Raw genomic sequence first — 14,363 nt, forward strand, 5'->3', positions numbered from 1 at the left:
AACGCTGCATCTGCAAACTCACAAAATTTTTTCGGAACATTGGATATTTGTTTAAATCGTGATTTCTAAAATAACTACTTTCCCCCACAATTATTGTCATTTCTGCGATGAACGGCGAAAAAAACAAACGGATACTGCTGGCACCTCTCGATTGGGGTCTGGGTCATGCTACCCGCTGTATTCCTGTTGTCCGTTCCTTACAGGAAAACGGGCACGAAGTTGTACTTGCTGCCGACGGGGCAGCCGCCGCTTTACTCAGTAGTGAATTTCCCGGCATCGAGATCAAAGCGCTGAAAGGTTACGGTATCAGGTATAGTAAAAATGCATCGCTGTTTGGCAGTATGCTGCAACAATTGCCGGGAATTTTGAAAAGCATCCGTTACGAACAACAATGGCTGAGTGAATTGTTGCAGAAAGAACAGTTTCATCTCATCATCAGCGATAACCGGCCGGGGTTTTACAGTAAACATGTTCCTTCTGTTTACATCACACACCAACTTTTGATCAATTCGGGAAAAGGGAAATGGCTGAACCGTTTGCTGCAAAAATTGCACAGCCGTTACATGAAAAACTTCCATGAAGTATGGGTGCCCGACCTTGAAGGCAGCCAGAATCTTGCAGGTGAATTAGCACATCCGGCAAAACCTCTTCTTCATCCTGTTTATCTTGGTTTGTTGTCACGTATGCAACCAACTGTCAGTGAAATAAAATACAGCCAGATGATTTTATTGTCAGGCCCCGAACCACAACGGACCATACTTGAAGAGAAATTAATTGAACAACTTTCATCACTTACTAAACCGGTTATACTTGTGCGGGGATTACCACAAAAAGAAAACAGCACCTTGCAATTACCGGCACACATCACAGTACACAATCATTTACCAGCCGCTGCTTTGCAGGAAGCGATGTGTTCATCACAACTCATCATTTGCAGAAGTGGTTATACAACTTTGATGGATCTGATCCGGTTGAAAAAAAAAGCAGTGCTCATTCCAACACCCGGTCAGCCGGAGCAGGAATATCTTGCAACGTATATGCAGCAGCAGCAATTGTTCCCTTTTATTTCACAAGCTGATGTAAGTATGCAAAAAGCAATTACCGCTGCTGAAGATTTTTCTTATCGAAATCCTTTTACCGATGTTGATTTTGAACTGTACAAAGAAGTAATAAACAAACAGGTTGAACTACTAACCGAAGTGTAACGGAGTTATGGCAAACTTATGGAGTTTGCTTCCATTAATCAACCTGCCTGATAAGTATGCCATAACTAACCCATGAGCATTATTTTCCAATCCAGTTCTTTCGTTCAAACAACCATGAAAATGGTTTTTGTGTTTCATGCTTCAGTTCAAAACGTTTAATACTCTTCTCCCTTAATACTTCCATTGCTTCTTCAACCGAATCAGTTAAAATAAACAATTGATCATCGTTTGGTGAAATGGTACCACGCTCTTTCATGTGCTGCACATGTTCCATCATTTCTTTATGAAATGCTTTGCCCATTACAATCACCGGGAAGTCTTTGATCTTTTTTGTTTGGATCAATGTAATTGATTCAAACAACTCATCCAATGTGCCGAAACCACCGGGCATGCAAATGAAGGCGTAAGAATATTTAATGAGCAATGTTTTGCGTACAAAGAAGTAGCGGATGTTTACCCATGTATCCAGGTAAGGATTTGGATCCTGTTCATGCGGCAACACGATATTGCAACCAACACTTCGCCCACCTACTTGTTTTGCTCCACGGTTAGCAGCTTCCATTAAGCCCGGACCACCACCCGTCATTACTGTAAAGCCCATTTTTGCAACTTCAGCTCCAACTTTCTGTGTGAGTTCATAGTATTCATGCCCTTCGTTATAACGTGCCGATCCGAATATGGTAACACAGGGACCAACAAAGGCCAGGCTTCTGTAACCTCTGATAAATTCAAGTAGTACTTTCCATGCAAACTTAAATTCACGCCAGCGACTCTGCGGACCTTCTAAAAATTTTATTTCACTGGGACTATTCATAACGGTCATTTATAACTGAAAGTTAAGGTAACAACAGATCATATTCTGCTCATCTATAACAGATGAAAAAAAATAACATTTGTATGTACCTGTGGTGAGCCGTATTTTTACTGTCTCTCCGTATATCCTGCTGAACGTACCCCCTCTTCCTATCGGGACCAATCATTTTAAATCACAAAAAAGTCAGTAATGAAAAAAATCCTGTTTTTTTCGGCTGTTGCCGTATCCCTGTTTATTGGTTGCGAAAAGAATGCAGACCTCAGCATTGAACAAAAAGAAAACGAAGCCGCACGTGTTTCTGCTCCTTCGGCCACACTTAACACTACGCTTCCTGCAACTGGTGAATCAACCTGTGCGGGTCCTTACAATGTAGTATTGGAAAGTGTTACCGGTAATGGTGATGGTACCTACACCTGGACATGGAGTGTACAAAACCCAAAACCGGGTAATGGCACAAATGGAACTATTCAAAATCTCAGTCATTGGGATATTACCTTAGGGTCTTGCGTTACGTTTGAAGATGTGGTGAGTGGAGCAACCAGCACAAACGGAACCGATTGGACAACGTTTACTCCATCTTTTGAAGTAGATAATTCGTTCAACACGCCTAATTGTAACATAACAACGGTAAACGTTTTAAAATTTAACTTAGGAACTACAGATGCTGCAAAAAGTTATTATCGTTTAACAATCGATAAAAATGTAGATGTTGATCCTGCAGTTACCGCTTACTATAAAAGTGGTGCAACAACAAAATGTGGTACATTCTGTTTCCCCGGCTTTGGTTGTGAAGTAGAAGAAGGTTGCAGCTTTAGTCAAGGTTATTGGTTTGCAAAACCAGGCGTAGTGTGGCCCGATGTAAATGGGGCTGAAGCAGGCGTTGTAACCATTGGTGGTCAATTTTATACTGAAGCAGAAGGAAGAGCTATTTGGAATACATCAAACGCAGGCGGTATTTCTGATGCAAAAAAAGGATTCTTACAGGTAGCTGCTATTTTATTGAGTGATGATAATGTACTCCCCGCCGCAACTGTATGGGCAGATGTAACAATTGTACAGAACTGGTTAAGTACAAAACCAAAGCTTTCTGCAGATGGTGCAAATGGAACTTTAAAAGTTCAGCCTAAGAGTGCAAATTCTACCAATGCAGCAGCAGGTTCAGCAGCTGGCCGTATTGGCGACTGGATTAACCTCAATCATTGCGATTAAAATAACTGCTATTATAAGTAATAAAAAACCGGAAGAGTTTTCTTCCGGTTTTTATATGTCTGTTTATTTCTTCCTTGGCATCCATTTCATTTCAGGCACCAATGCCGGTTCTTTAAAATAGTGCAACCGCAAACTATCATTCCAGCCATTGGGATTTTTATTAAATGTCTTGCTGCTGAAGAAGATCATGCCCTGCATATTGGGTGTGTTGCGCAGCAATTCGATCTGTCGTGGAATAAGCGTACTGTCTTTCCATGCATCGCTGCTGCCTGCACGGTAAATTCCTAAACCAATATAACAATGTTTGCCGTAGGTATGTTTGCTCCACCAATCAATTAATACTTCATAAGGCGCTGCTTTATGTCCAAACTCCCAATAGAGTTGTGGAGCCACATAATCGATCCAGTCTTTTTGCAACCACAAAAGAATATCTGCATACAAGTCATCGTAGTTTGTTTGTCCGGCTTTTGTATTGCTGCCTCTCGGATCTTGATCACTGTTGCGCCACACACCAAACGGACTGATACCAAACTTCACCCAGGGTTTTGTTTGTTTGATCATACGGCTCAACGCAACAATGACCGAATCAACATTGCTTCTTCGCCAATCATCTTTTGTAAGTCCATTTTTATATTGTTGATAAGAGATTGAATCAGGAAATTCTTTGCCTGCAATTCGATAAGGATAAAAATAATCATCGAAGTGAATGGCATCCACATCATAACGTACTGTCATGTCACGGATCACTTCCACTACAAATGCCTGTGCTTCTTTATTCCCCGGATCGAAATACTTTTTACCACCATAATCTAAAAACCATGATGGATGAAGGCGTGTAATATGCGATGGAGCAATAGATGCTTTTCCAATACTGAAATCGGCACGGTAAGGATTACACCATGCATGAAATTCCATTCCACGGTTGTGCGTTTCCGTGATCATAAACTCTAACGGATCGTAATAAGGAGATGGAGGTTTGCCTTGTATACCGCTGAGCCATTCACTCCATGGTTCGTAAGGGGAAGGATAAAATGCATCGGTTGCAGGACGCACCTGCATGATCACTGCATTCATCCCATTGCTTTTATGCAGATCAAGTATGCGAATGAATTCTGCTTTTTGCGAATCGACCGGAATACCTTTCTTCGATGGCCAGTCAATATTATCAACTGTTGCGATCCATACGGCCCTGAACTCCTGTTTAGGCTGCGCCGCAACAACAGATTGCAAAAAAATAAGAATGAAAAGAAAATAACCACGTGCCATATCCGAAATTAATCAGAACCACGCACTTTATCGAGCAAAGAGTTGAGTTGTTTGGCATCTTCTACTGAAAGGTTATTCATTACACCATCAATGAACGACTGTGCACTGTCCAGTTTATGCAGAAGTTTTTTCCCCTTTGCTGTAATGATCACATCAACAAGCCGTTTATCTTTTTTGCTGATGGTTTTCTTTGCAAGATTTTTCAAAATGAGCCTGTCAACAATACGGCTGGTGTCACTCATTTTATCAAGCATACGTTCACGTATCTGTAATGTTGAAAGAGGTGTATCACTGCCACGTAAAATGCGGAGTATGTTGAATTGCTGAAGCGTGAGATCTTCCTGATCCAAAAATTCTTTTAGTTTTTCTGTAACCCAGTTATGCGTAAAGATGAGATTGACAACTGTTTTATGATGTTCATTTCTGAACTTTCTTATTTGTTTGATATCCGTTTCTAAACTCATAAGCTGGTAGTTTTTAAATGAAAGGTTTGCACACAAACGAATTTAATATCCGTCAATTGTTATCTCAGCAAAAGATCCAGTTTTTTAACAACTCTCTTAATTACGTTGCCGGTCACTAAATAATTTCCAAAGGTAGATTGTTGTGTTATCGCTGTTCAATCTTGTATAATCGGAGGGACGGATAAAAGGCTTCTAGTTGCCTGCAAATTTCGATGCGCCAACCAAGAGTATACCGGTAATAGAATCAATACGGCCATTCTTCAGTTGTTCATCACTTTCAAAGCCTTTACCAAAGATGGTTTTTGTTTTTTGCCTGATCTCAACATCTTTTGTGGTATACAGCTTATGCAAATTCTGTTCCCAATAAAGTTCGTTGGTTTTTAGTGTATCGCCATCAATACGTATCACCACCACACTATCGGTTAGTACAATGCGGCTTTGCTGTTCGTAATACCAGGCTTTCTTGGCATCGAGATAACTCTCGATCTGCATGCTGTCGTTATAAAAATCAACATGCAATGAATTGGGAAACTCAACTCTTGGAACACTATCGAAGTATCGAAGCATGAGCGGTGCGGTTAGTTTGGCTTTCATTCTGCCGCCCTGGCTTAGGTAACTGGTTACATTTTTCACCTCATCAACTGATAGACGGGTGCGTTGCATGTCACGGATTTTTTCCAGATCGTTCTCGCATGCCAAGAAAAAAAAGCAGCCTATGATTAGTGCTGCTGCTTTCTTTATCGAAAAAATATGGTTGCGATTATTAATCATATTTCCGTTTAATGAACCAGATGTCACTCAACGAGAAACCAACAGTAAACCTGAAATAGTTTTCACGTAATAACATAGTGCGGTTACCACGCTGGCCAAATTCAAAGGCTGTATTTACTACGTTGCTCTTATTGATCTCCTGGTAAGTAAAACGTTTGATAGGTAAGCCTACACCAAAAGTAATACCATAAGTGTTCATATTGCCATCAACAGTGTACGGCTCAAGACCATAATTAAACCCTGCACGGTACATTACCTGGCTCCAGTAAGATTTTGAACGGCCGGTAATATCAGGTATAAACTGTCCGCCAACTTTTATCTGCCATCCGTCCTGCAGCATATCTTTTGCTCCATTGTAACGGTAGTCGCCCCATTTTGAGAGTACATAGTCTGCACCTAAACGCAAACTGCTCTTTCCGTCATGCTCATACATTAACCCAAACCCATAAGTTGAAGGAAACAGGATATTTCCTTTGATATCTTTTACTTCTGAAACGGAATCAAGTTGCTGGTCATTTCCTGATGATTGATCGATCAGGAAGGTTTCATAAAGTTCATCACGTGTTGAACCCATCTTGGTTTGCAAAGTTGAGTAAGCACCCAAGTGCAACACACTTGATTTGCGGCTAACTGTATCAACCTTAAGTTTGATCATATACTGTACGCCCACTTCTGCAAAGGCAGCACCAAACTTATTGCGGATCTTTTTCTGACCACTGCGGTAGCGGCCAAAGGCAGTGTCGTTGTAAATATTTACCCTGGTTGTATAATCGGCCGTACCAAAACGGTAACCGCCATTCACACCAATGCTGAAATTCTTAATGCCAATGGCGGTACCCAAAAATGCCTGGTAGCTACCGCCTGTTCCTTCGTAAAGTGTGACGGTGCTGTCTCCGGAAGGAAGACGGCCGCCCGACTGAATATTGTAACTCACCTTTGTAACTGGGCGAAGACCAAAGGCCAATCCCCAGTTTACTTTTGATTTTACCGGTTTGATCTGGAAACCTGCTGCCAGGTAAGGGATCACCGCATTGCTGGAAGTATAGGTATCACCCCTGTTATTACTCAGCTTACGACTGTTGATGTCGATGCCCACATCGAGGATCGAACGCTGTAAGCCAAAACGGCTGTACGAAGCAGGGTTTACGAAATTGATTGTCTGAAAGTCGCTATATGCAGCTCCTAAATGGCCCATGCCTCTTGTGGCAACATTGCCCGTAGGAACAATATCACCTAAACCGTAACGGCTCCAGGGCGAATTATCCTGTGAAATAGCGGGAAAAATAACTGATAACGATAGCACGAACACCAACGAAACACGCTTACCGATTGAACTCACATATTGCATACAGACCTTTAAATATTAGTTGAGGGTCTGCAAATATCTGGTTTTTGAGCAGAGGAGCAAAATGAAGCGTATCACCCCCGGTTAATTGCACGTTAAAGTTCCCGTACTTTTCAGCATAGGCATCAATGATTCCATCGATCTCTTTGGCCATTCCCCAAGCCACGCCGCTCAGTAAATTAGTCTTGGTATCGTAGCCAATCAGCGGAAAATTCCACTCCATTTTTACCAATGGCAGCTTGGCTGTATAGTCGTTCATCGATTTAAAACGCATTTCAAGACCGGGTGATATACTGCCTCCCAAAAACTGATTCTGATTATTGATGAAATTATAGGTGATGCAGGTGCCTAAACCAATGGCTAAATTATTTTTATTGGGGAACAGATAAACAGCGGCTGCACAAAGTGCCAACCGATCGGCACCGATGGTTTCAGGTTTACCAACCGGGGTACTGAAGGGTAGTTTTGTGAGATGCGATAACTTATGAAAGTTGGTAGTGCTGCTGAGTACATCTTCCACCACGGATTGATGATTTACTACCGACGACAGAATGGTAAACTGTGGTTTGTATTTTTCAACCACTTCTTCAATTGTTGAACGGTTATCATCGGGCAGAATAATAATTTCTTTCAGCTGATCCTGTTCAAACACCGCCGCTTTTAAACGGGTGTTACCGAAATCGAAACAAATGGTAGTGGACATGTGTGCAAGTTATAGATCAAAATCAAACGATTCCAGGTTCCTGAAATGTCCGTTGAGTTTTACTTTGTCTTTCAGGTTTTCCATTTCCGATAGCATGGGAATTACTTTACCCAAATGTCGTTTCAGGTATTCCTGCCTTTGCCCTTCACGAAAAAGCCCAAGCAGTTCATATTCTTCATCAATATTTAAACCCATGTGGTGGGCAACATCAAAGGCTTTCAATTCCTCTTCCGGTTTTTTAAAATCTTTACTTACTTCCAACAGGCGATGTAATTCCTTAATTCCTTTCACCACTTTCTGCATCAGTTCACGTTTTCCATCATCTTCATCTTCAGGATAGGTAACGATGGCCCCACTGTATAATTTCTCAGGTATTTCTTTAATGAGTTCGAGTAAACGAAACACTTTTACACCTCGGGTGGTAATATCCATTTTACCATCTTCATACACTTTTTTAATGGCTGTTACTTCTACTAATGTGCCCAGGTCTTTTAATTCTTTGTTTACAACTGCAGGAATACCAAACGGCTTTTTCTGTTCAAAACATTCGGCAATAAGTTGTTTATAACGTGGTTCAAATATGTGAAGGTTCAGATTTTCGCCAGGGAAAACAATAATGCTCAAAGGGAAGATGGGAATAAAATTGGTCATGCAGTGGTTGGTTCTGTTTACAAATTAACGAAGAAACCACTTTATTGTTTACCGGCTTTTTTAAGGTTATATAAAGTTTGATATTTAAGACGTGTATAGCGCCTTGTCATGGCAGCGATCTGCAAGCCTTCTTTTCCATCGAGAAAGCCCCGCTTCAGAATATAGCTGTTGAAAAAAGAATACAACGGCGAGAGATGACGTTTGTACCAAGCTCCTTTTTTACCTGCTTTGAAATATTGCTCACCGCTTTTAATACCGTAAGCTTTCATTTTTTGCTCATACTGCTCCGTTGATTGAACAGTTTTATGGAGAATATGCCCATTCAGTTTTTTCACTACACAACCATCTTCATAAATGAGTTTCTCATGCACATAATCTTCGTTCCATAATGCCTGATTGCGGTTGAACAGGCGAAAGGGTTCATCTCTTCGCCAATCGCCGTAACGGATCAGTTTATCTTTGAAAAAATTCTTACGGCGTATTGTGTATACAATTTTCTCATTTGAGAGATCGAGATTGAGTAAGGTTTGCAGCAATTCATCATCCACAATTTCATCAGCATCTATTTGCAGTATCCAATCGTACACTGCCTGTTCGTTGGCTATATTTTTTGTGAGGCCATGTCCTCTCCATTTTTCTTCGATCACCGTGGCGCCGTTTTTTACAGCAACAGGAATGGTGGCATCATTACTACCGGTATCGCAAACAACAATATCATCGGTGAGTGACTTAACACTTTGCAATGTGGGTGCAAGCAGGTGAGCGGCATTCTTTGTTATAATTACGACAGATATAGGTTGCATACTATTGTTTGACCGGGCGAATAGATAAATTCCAATACAATATAAAAAAACAATACAAAAACACACCGAATTGATCGTTGATTGTTGACTCGTAAAAAAACACGAGATCCATAAACAATACAAATGCCAATGCCTGTTTGTTTTGTTGCCAATGTTCTTTAAAAAAAGGCAATAAAACGACCAGTGTAAATAAAAGAACGGCTGCAATACCTGCGCCACTCCCACTCAGCATCCATTGATTAAGCGGAAGAAATTGTTGTGATGACGGTATTTCAGAAGCATTGGCTGCATACCATTTAACGGCTTCTTCCTTTATGTCACCATAACCTACGCCAGTTAACCAGTTGTTTTGAAACACATGCCATCCACTTCTGATGGATGCTAACCTGTTTACATCACTGAAGTTTCCTGCAAATTGTTTGTCTTGCCAATTGTTTTGCTCAAACAACACATACTGTAACCTGATACGAAAAGTTGGTATGCTGTAATAGGACACAACCGGTAAACAAAACACCGCTACAAGTGCTGCAGTTGCCAGTTGCTTTCTTTTTGTATGATACAATTGCCAAATGAATAAAGGCAGTACAACAATGTACAAACCCATGAGGCCCGTTTTTGCGCCAAGTACATGCAGGTAAATAACAAACCATGCGGCTGCAACACGACAACACCATTTAATCAATCGAGAAAAACTGCTTTCCCATTCTTCCAGTTTCAACCAGAGCAGCAATGCAATTACTATGGCCATACTGAAACGGATATGATCATTTTCTGCAGGTGTAGGAAGTGTTTTCGAGATTCGATACAATGCCTGGTAATTTTCCTGATCACTTACATAATGAGCTGCACTCCACACGGAGCCTGCAAATAATAAACTCACCCATATCAAAGCAAAAAAAAGAAAATGTTTTCGTTCAAAGCCCTTCTGTATTGTCATGGCAAATGGCAACAGCAATAAAGGCAGCATATCCTGCATCATTTCAAGCCAGGCAGATTGATCATTGCTCCATAAACCGGATATAAATGGAAGTAAAAAAAGACAGCTAATACCGAGGAGTAAATAATCTTTTTTAAAAACTTCAACACGTTCTTTTAAATCGCTTTGTAAAAACCCATTGGCAATAACCATGATCATACCAATGCTGAGAAGCGCACGACTTAGCAGGAAACCAACCATCATTAAGAGTATACCCGTACAAAAAAGATAAAAATGTATCGTGGATCTGTTGGTAGCCATGCTTGGTAGTGCAAATAAACAAACTTTCAATATTATAACAACTCCGTTTCACTCCCGTGTTGTTGCTGTTTATAACTGTGATGAAACTTTACACAATGATCCCTACCAACTGCTGCACTGTGTTTTGAATAATTATTTCAGTTAGGTTTGTGCTATGTGGGCCAATTTACTGCAAGAAGTTAAACAAGGCAATGCCAAAAGCCTGGCACGTTGCATTTCGTTGATTGAAAACGAAGTGGAAGGTTACGAACATTTTTTACAAACATTGCCTGCATCTGCCACACCTGTTATTGGATTAACCGGACCGCCCGGTGCCGGCAAGAGTACGTTGACCGATAGTTTGATCGGTTTGCTGGTGAACGAAGGAAAGAAAGTTGCTGTGCTTTGTATTGATCCATCATCTCCGTTTAATCTTGGGGCGTTGTTGGGCGATCGCATACGCATGAGCAATTGGTACAATCATCCGAATGTGTTTATCCGTTCGTTGGCTACACGTGGATCGTTGGGCGGATTGCATCCGAAAATTTTAGAGATCACCGATACCTGCAAAGCAGCAGGGTTTGATTATGTAATTGTAGAAACAGTTGGTGTTGGACAAAGTGAAATTGAAATTGCAGGTCTGGCTGATGTGACTGTTGTTGTTTTAGTTCCCGAAGCCGGTGATGAGGTGCAAACCATGAAAGCGGGTTTGATGGAGATCGCTGATATTTTTGCGGTGAACAAAGCCGATCGGCCCGAAGCTGATCTGTTTGTACGTAACCTTCGGTTGATGTTAGCCCCTGCATTTGCAACACATACACAGGAAATACCGGTGGTGAAAACAATTGCTACCGAACAAAATGGTGCAGGTGAACTACTGCAAAACATTCAAACATTATTGCAACAGCCACATGTAAACGAGCGAAGAAGTTGGTTACTGGCTGAGAAAGCATATTATTTAATTCAGCAGCAACGGATGAGAGATGTAGTGAAAAAAGAAATGAAGTTGAATATAGAAGAAGAGATGAAGAAGGGTGATTTTAATTTGTACAGATTTATTACAAAATATATAAGCTAAGAGTTAGAAGAAGTGAAAAAAGAAAAAGAGGAGATCAAAACAGTCTCCTCTTTTTTTATCTCTTTTCTTTAATCTCTTAGCCTACTCTTCACAACCAATCGGTGCACCCGGCGGCGCTTCTTTATGCAAAGTTGGCTTGGCATCTTTCGGATTTTTCATGCGTTCCAATGCCAATTGCAAATGCCCGGCAGTAATTCCTGTTGCGGTTTTTAATTGCAAGTCAATTTGTTTTTTAAGATCACTCAACGCTTTTTGAAGAACGGCACGAACAAGAAAAGAATTATTCTCGTCAACTGAAGCAGCCAGCAAATACGTCAATAATACCTGTTCTGTTTGTTGTTGAATCAATGCTTCCATACCTGTTCTGCGTGGAGCTTTCCATGTTTTATCGATCAATACCTGAATCATTTCTGCAACACCCAAGCCGCCATTTACTTCCTGCTGCACCATGCGGCTCAACCGTTCGCTGTTGAATAAAAAAGAGAACGGAAGATCGGCACCCGTTTCTGCAGGTGATAATTGATCGAATGATAAACCGGTACGCTTACGGAATAATTCCCTTGAACTACCATAACCCGATGGGCGTGGCGGAATCAATGCAGCAATACGATCAGGGATCATCAGCACTTTCGGATCAATACAATCAACAATGGCATTTAATGCTTTGCGTTGTTCTTCTTTGCTCAGCATTTTGGTGATGAGTTGTCCATCGCCACGTAATGCATAATTATAATACATGCCGCCCACAAGTTTGGTAGCTGCTTCTATTTGATAGCGATGATAAAAATAAACCGGCACCAATGCATCTTCCAGCATCGCCATCGGCATACCGGGCACAATATTTTTCTCACCAAATTGTTGCAGGGCTTTGCTGCGCACTTTCATCACTTCTTTTAATTCATCAGCAGCGTTTGCGCCATTGTCCCACAAATGTGCTTGCGGATGTAAACCACCCGGTGCACGTGCATCCCGGTCACTAATGAATTGCAATCCTTTTTTATTCGCTTCTGTAATGATAGTATTCAATGCCGTTTTTTCATTGGTGCCTGCAGGAAAATCCCGGTAACCCCATGTAACAGCTACCTTATCCCAATCACCAATTTTATCATCATACACGCTGGAGAAATCCATTTCACCTGCTGCATTTACACGAATGGTTGGATGCGGATAATCCATCACGCTTGCACGGTTGCTTACACTGGCCGCATAGTTGTGCATCAGTCCAATGGTATGGCCAATTTCATGTGCCGACAACTGACGTAATCTTGCCAATGCTGCCTGCAACATTTTATCATTGGCAGGAATGCCGGTTTCATAAGGCGATAACAAACCGGAGAAGATGAGATAATCCTGTCGCACACGAAGAGAACCAAGCGATACCTGTCCTTTAATGATCTCACCGGTACGTGGATCGACAACCGATGCGCCATAACTCCAGCCACGTGTTGAACGATGTACCCAGTTGATCATGTTGTAACGTATGTCCATTGGATCAGCAGAGTCAGGAAGGATGCGTACATCAAATGCATTGGTATACCCTGCTGCTTCAAATGCCTGGTTCCACCATTTACCTCCATCGAGCAAAGCCGAACGGATGGGCTCAGGCGTACCATTATCCAAATAATAAATGATTGGTTTTACCGCTTCGCTTTTTGCTGCAGATGGATCTTTTTTCTTTAACCGGTGACGAATGATGTATTGTTTCTCGATGGGATCGCTAACGGGGGAAGCATAGTCGTAAAACGAAACCGGAATAAAACTGCTGCGTGGATCAAACAATCTCGGTTTGTAATTATTATCGGGCAACTGCACCAGTGAATGATGAATGCGTAATGTGATGGCTTCGGTTGAAGGAGCGACTGATTGTACAAAATTGCCCACTTCCCCATCACTGTTTGTATACGTAACCGTTACTTCAAGTTCTGAATTGAGTGGAAAGTTTTTGGTGCGTGCAAGATACATGGCACTGCGTGTTTTATCCAGCACATAGTTTCCCTGTCGCATTCTGCGGATGGAATTGCTCACCTTCATCGCATCACGCATCAGAAAATCAGTTGCATCAACAAGGAATTTACCATTGCTTTCGGCTTCAGTGGTAAAACCCCACACGGTTGTTTGAGCAAATGCCTGTTCTACTGCACGTTTTTCGGCAGCATCGTTCGATAATGCACGGTAACTGTAATTTGGTTGAATGAGTAAGATCTTTCGTCCTACTTTATTGAACTTCACCACACGGTCCTCGCCCAACAAACCACGGTCAAGACCAATATCATTTGAACCTAAACCAGCAGGAAGTGAGACAACATATAAAAACTCTGTCTCCAGTTTATCTACTTCCAGCCATACTTTACCGGTATTCTCATCCCAGTAAAAATTAAAATAGCCCTCGTACTTTTTTAGACCGTTTGTTTTTTCTTCAATGGAAGGAAGTTTCTGTGCTGTTGTAAAAAGAGGTAACAGCAACAATAGTAAAATTGATTTTCTCATATGCAGTTGATTGATGCATACAAGTTAAGATATGAAGAGAAGCTAAAAAAAGGAATGTGATTAATGGTTATGCTTGCTGCTCTTCGTCCTTCTTCTGCATCTTCCACCAGCGCCAGCCAATGAAGCCAATGATGAGTAAAGGAGTACTCATGAGATAAATGATCGCACCATTCAATGCTTTTGCAGGTTTTTCGCCTAGTTGTGAAGCCGTTTTTGTACAGATCGAACATTGTGCCTCTGCATCTATGCCTGCAAACAGCAGCGCAACAGTCAATAAAACAAGCATCAATCCCCACTTTTTCATGTTCAAAGTTTGAATTGCAAAGTTAAGGGAAGAACGGGTAGGAAGAA

14 protein-coding genes are annotated in these 14,363 nt (G+C 41.4%); 3 read left to right on the plus strand and 11 right to left on the minus strand.

All coding sequences use genetic code 11. From position 1 onward, the window contains the following. Positions 1 to 107 precede the first annotated feature (107 nt). Positions 108 to 1,205 carry a glycosyltransferase gene (locus H4075_RS20175; protein ID WP_182802615.1) on the plus strand — a complete coding sequence of 366 codons (1,098 nt, stop codon included), beginning with the start codon at positions 108 to 110 and terminating at the stop codon, positions 1,203 to 1,205. A 79-nt stretch (positions 1,206 to 1,284) separates the two neighbouring features. Here H4075_RS20175 and H4075_RS20180 read toward each other — a convergent pair whose 3' ends face one another. Beyond that, positions 1,285 to 2,019, minus strand: coding sequence for an LOG family protein (locus H4075_RS20180; protein ID WP_182802616.1), 735 nt, complete (start codon positions 2,017 to 2,019; stop codon positions 1,285 to 1,287). 189 nt (positions 2,020 to 2,208) lie between these two features. On the opposite strand from H4075_RS20180, the gene H4075_RS20185 reads away from it, so the two are divergent. Next, positions 2,209 to 3,228, plus strand: coding sequence for a hypothetical protein (locus tag H4075_RS20185; RefSeq protein ID WP_182802617.1), 1,020 nt, complete (start codon positions 2,209 to 2,211; stop codon positions 3,226 to 3,228). A gap of 63 nt (positions 3,229 to 3,291) precedes the next feature. On the opposite strand, the gene H4075_RS20190 is transcribed toward H4075_RS20185, so the two are convergent. The 8 genes from H4075_RS20190 to H4075_RS20225 form a co-directional block, all read right to left on the minus strand. Further along, positions 3,292 to 4,494 carry a glycoside hydrolase family 10 protein gene (locus H4075_RS20190; RefSeq protein ID WP_182802618.1) on the minus strand — a complete coding sequence of 401 codons (1,203 nt, stop codon included), beginning with the start codon at positions 4,492 to 4,494 and terminating at the stop codon, positions 3,292 to 3,294. A gap of 8 nt (positions 4,495 to 4,502) precedes the next feature. Next, the gene (locus tag H4075_RS20195) at positions 4,503 to 4,958 is read right to left on the minus strand and encodes a MarR family winged helix-turn-helix transcriptional regulator (RefSeq protein WP_182802619.1); all 456 of its coding nucleotides are present in this window, start codon (positions 4,956 to 4,958) and stop codon (positions 4,503 to 4,505) included. 192 nt (positions 4,959 to 5,150) lie between these two features. Beyond that, positions 5,151 to 5,729 (minus strand): LPS export ABC transporter periplasmic protein LptC, encoded by a 579-nt coding sequence (gene lptC / locus H4075_RS20200; RefSeq protein WP_255460245.1) that lies wholly within the window; start codon positions 5,727 to 5,729, stop codon positions 5,151 to 5,153. Continuing rightward, positions 5,722 to 7,077 (minus strand): hypothetical protein, encoded by a 1,356-nt coding sequence (locus H4075_RS20205; protein ID WP_182802621.1) that lies wholly within the window; start codon positions 7,075 to 7,077, stop codon positions 5,722 to 5,724. The genes lptC and H4075_RS20205 overlap by 8 nt, the downstream gene beginning before the upstream one ends. After that, positions 7,052 to 7,777 (minus strand): type III pantothenate kinase, encoded by a 726-nt coding sequence (locus H4075_RS20210; protein ID WP_182802622.1) that lies wholly within the window; start codon positions 7,775 to 7,777, stop codon positions 7,052 to 7,054. The genes H4075_RS20205 and H4075_RS20210 overlap by 26 nt, the downstream gene beginning before the upstream one ends. A gap of 9 nt (positions 7,778 to 7,786) precedes the next feature. Continuing rightward, entirely contained in the window at positions 7,787 to 8,428 is a 642-nt protein-coding gene (locus tag H4075_RS20215; protein ID WP_182802623.1) for an LON peptidase substrate-binding domain-containing protein, read from the minus strand. 41 nt (positions 8,429 to 8,469) lie between these two features. Continuing rightward, positions 8,470 to 9,231, minus strand: coding sequence for a glycosyltransferase family 2 protein (locus H4075_RS20220; RefSeq protein ID WP_182802624.1), 762 nt, complete (start codon positions 9,229 to 9,231; stop codon positions 8,470 to 8,472). 1 nt (position 9,232) lies between these two features. Beyond that, a complete protein-coding gene (locus H4075_RS20225) occupies positions 9,233 to 10,468 on the minus strand; it encodes an O-antigen ligase family protein (protein WP_182802625.1) in 1,236 nt (411 codons plus the stop codon). Between the two features lie 154 nt (positions 10,469 to 10,622). Between H4075_RS20225 and meaB the strand changes: the two genes are divergently transcribed. Further along, positions 10,623 to 11,525, plus strand: coding sequence for a methylmalonyl Co-A mutase-associated GTPase MeaB (gene meaB / locus H4075_RS20230; RefSeq protein WP_182802626.1), 903 nt, complete (start codon positions 10,623 to 10,625; stop codon positions 11,523 to 11,525). Between the two features lie 81 nt (positions 11,526 to 11,606). Here the strand turns inward: meaB and H4075_RS20235 are convergent, their stop codons facing one another. Together H4075_RS20235 and H4075_RS20240 are read right to left on the minus strand one after the other, a co-directional pair. After that, entirely contained in the window at positions 11,607 to 14,012 is a 2,406-nt protein-coding gene (locus tag H4075_RS20235) for a zinc-dependent metalloprotease (protein ID WP_182802627.1), read from the minus strand. A 67-nt stretch (positions 14,013 to 14,079) separates the two neighbouring features. Beyond that, entirely contained in the window at positions 14,080 to 14,316 is a 237-nt protein-coding gene (locus tag H4075_RS20240) for a hypothetical protein (RefSeq protein WP_182802628.1), read from the minus strand. Positions 14,317 to 14,363: the final 47 nt, after the last annotated feature.

Origin of the sequence: Lacibacter sediminis, from assembly GCF_014168535.1 — a bacterium.
In the GTDB taxonomy this organism is placed as follows: Bacteria; Bacteroidota; Bacteroidia; order Chitinophagales; family Chitinophagaceae; genus Lacibacter; species Lacibacter sediminis.

Bases quoted from the DNA above. Each gene is read 5' to 3' on its own strand.
- lptC (WP_255460245.1), bottom strand. From the start codon at position 5,729: ATGATTAATAATCGCAACCATATTTTTTCGATAAAGAAAGCAGCAGCA.
- H4075_RS20185 (WP_182802617.1), top strand. From the start codon at position 2,209: ATGAAAAAAATCCTGTTTTTTTCGGCTGTTGCCGTATCCCTGTTTATT.
- H4075_RS20205 (WP_182802621.1), bottom strand. From the start codon at position 7,077: ATGCAATATGTGAGTTCAATCGGTAAGCGTGTTTCGTTGGTGTTCGTG.
- H4075_RS20220 (WP_182802624.1), bottom strand. From the start codon at position 9,231: ATGCAACCTATATCTGTCGTAATTATAACAAAGAATGCCGCTCACCTG.
- H4075_RS20180 (WP_182802616.1), bottom strand. From the start codon at position 2,019: ATGAATAGTCCCAGTGAAATAAAATTTTTAGAAGGTCCGCAGAGTCGC.
- H4075_RS20195 (WP_182802619.1), bottom strand. From the start codon at position 4,958: ATGAGTTTAGAAACGGATATCAAACAAATAAGAAAGTTCAGAAATGAA.
- H4075_RS20215 (WP_182802623.1), bottom strand. From the start codon at position 8,428: ATGACCAATTTTATTCCCATCTTCCCTTTGAGCATTATTGTTTTCCCT.
- H4075_RS20240 (WP_182802628.1), bottom strand. From the start codon at position 14,316: ATGAAAAAGTGGGGATTGATGCTTGTTTTATTGACTGTTGCGCTGCTG.
- H4075_RS20225 (WP_182802625.1), bottom strand. From the start codon at position 10,468: ATGGCTACCAACAGATCCACGATACATTTTTATCTTTTTTGTACGGGT.
- meaB (WP_182802626.1), top strand. From the start codon at position 10,623: ATGTGGGCCAATTTACTGCAAGAAGTTAAACAAGGCAATGCCAAAAGC.
- H4075_RS20175 (WP_182802615.1), top strand. From the start codon at position 108: ATGAACGGCGAAAAAAACAAACGGATACTGCTGGCACCTCTCGATTGG.
- H4075_RS20190 (WP_182802618.1), bottom strand. From the start codon at position 4,494: ATGGCACGTGGTTATTTTCTTTTCATTCTTATTTTTTTGCAATCTGTT.
- H4075_RS20235 (WP_182802627.1), bottom strand. From the start codon at position 14,012: ATGAGAAAATCAATTTTACTATTGTTGCTGTTACCTCTTTTTACAACA.
- H4075_RS20210 (WP_182802622.1), bottom strand. From the start codon at position 7,777: ATGTCCACTACCATTTGTTTCGATTTCGGTAACACCCGTTTAAAAGCG.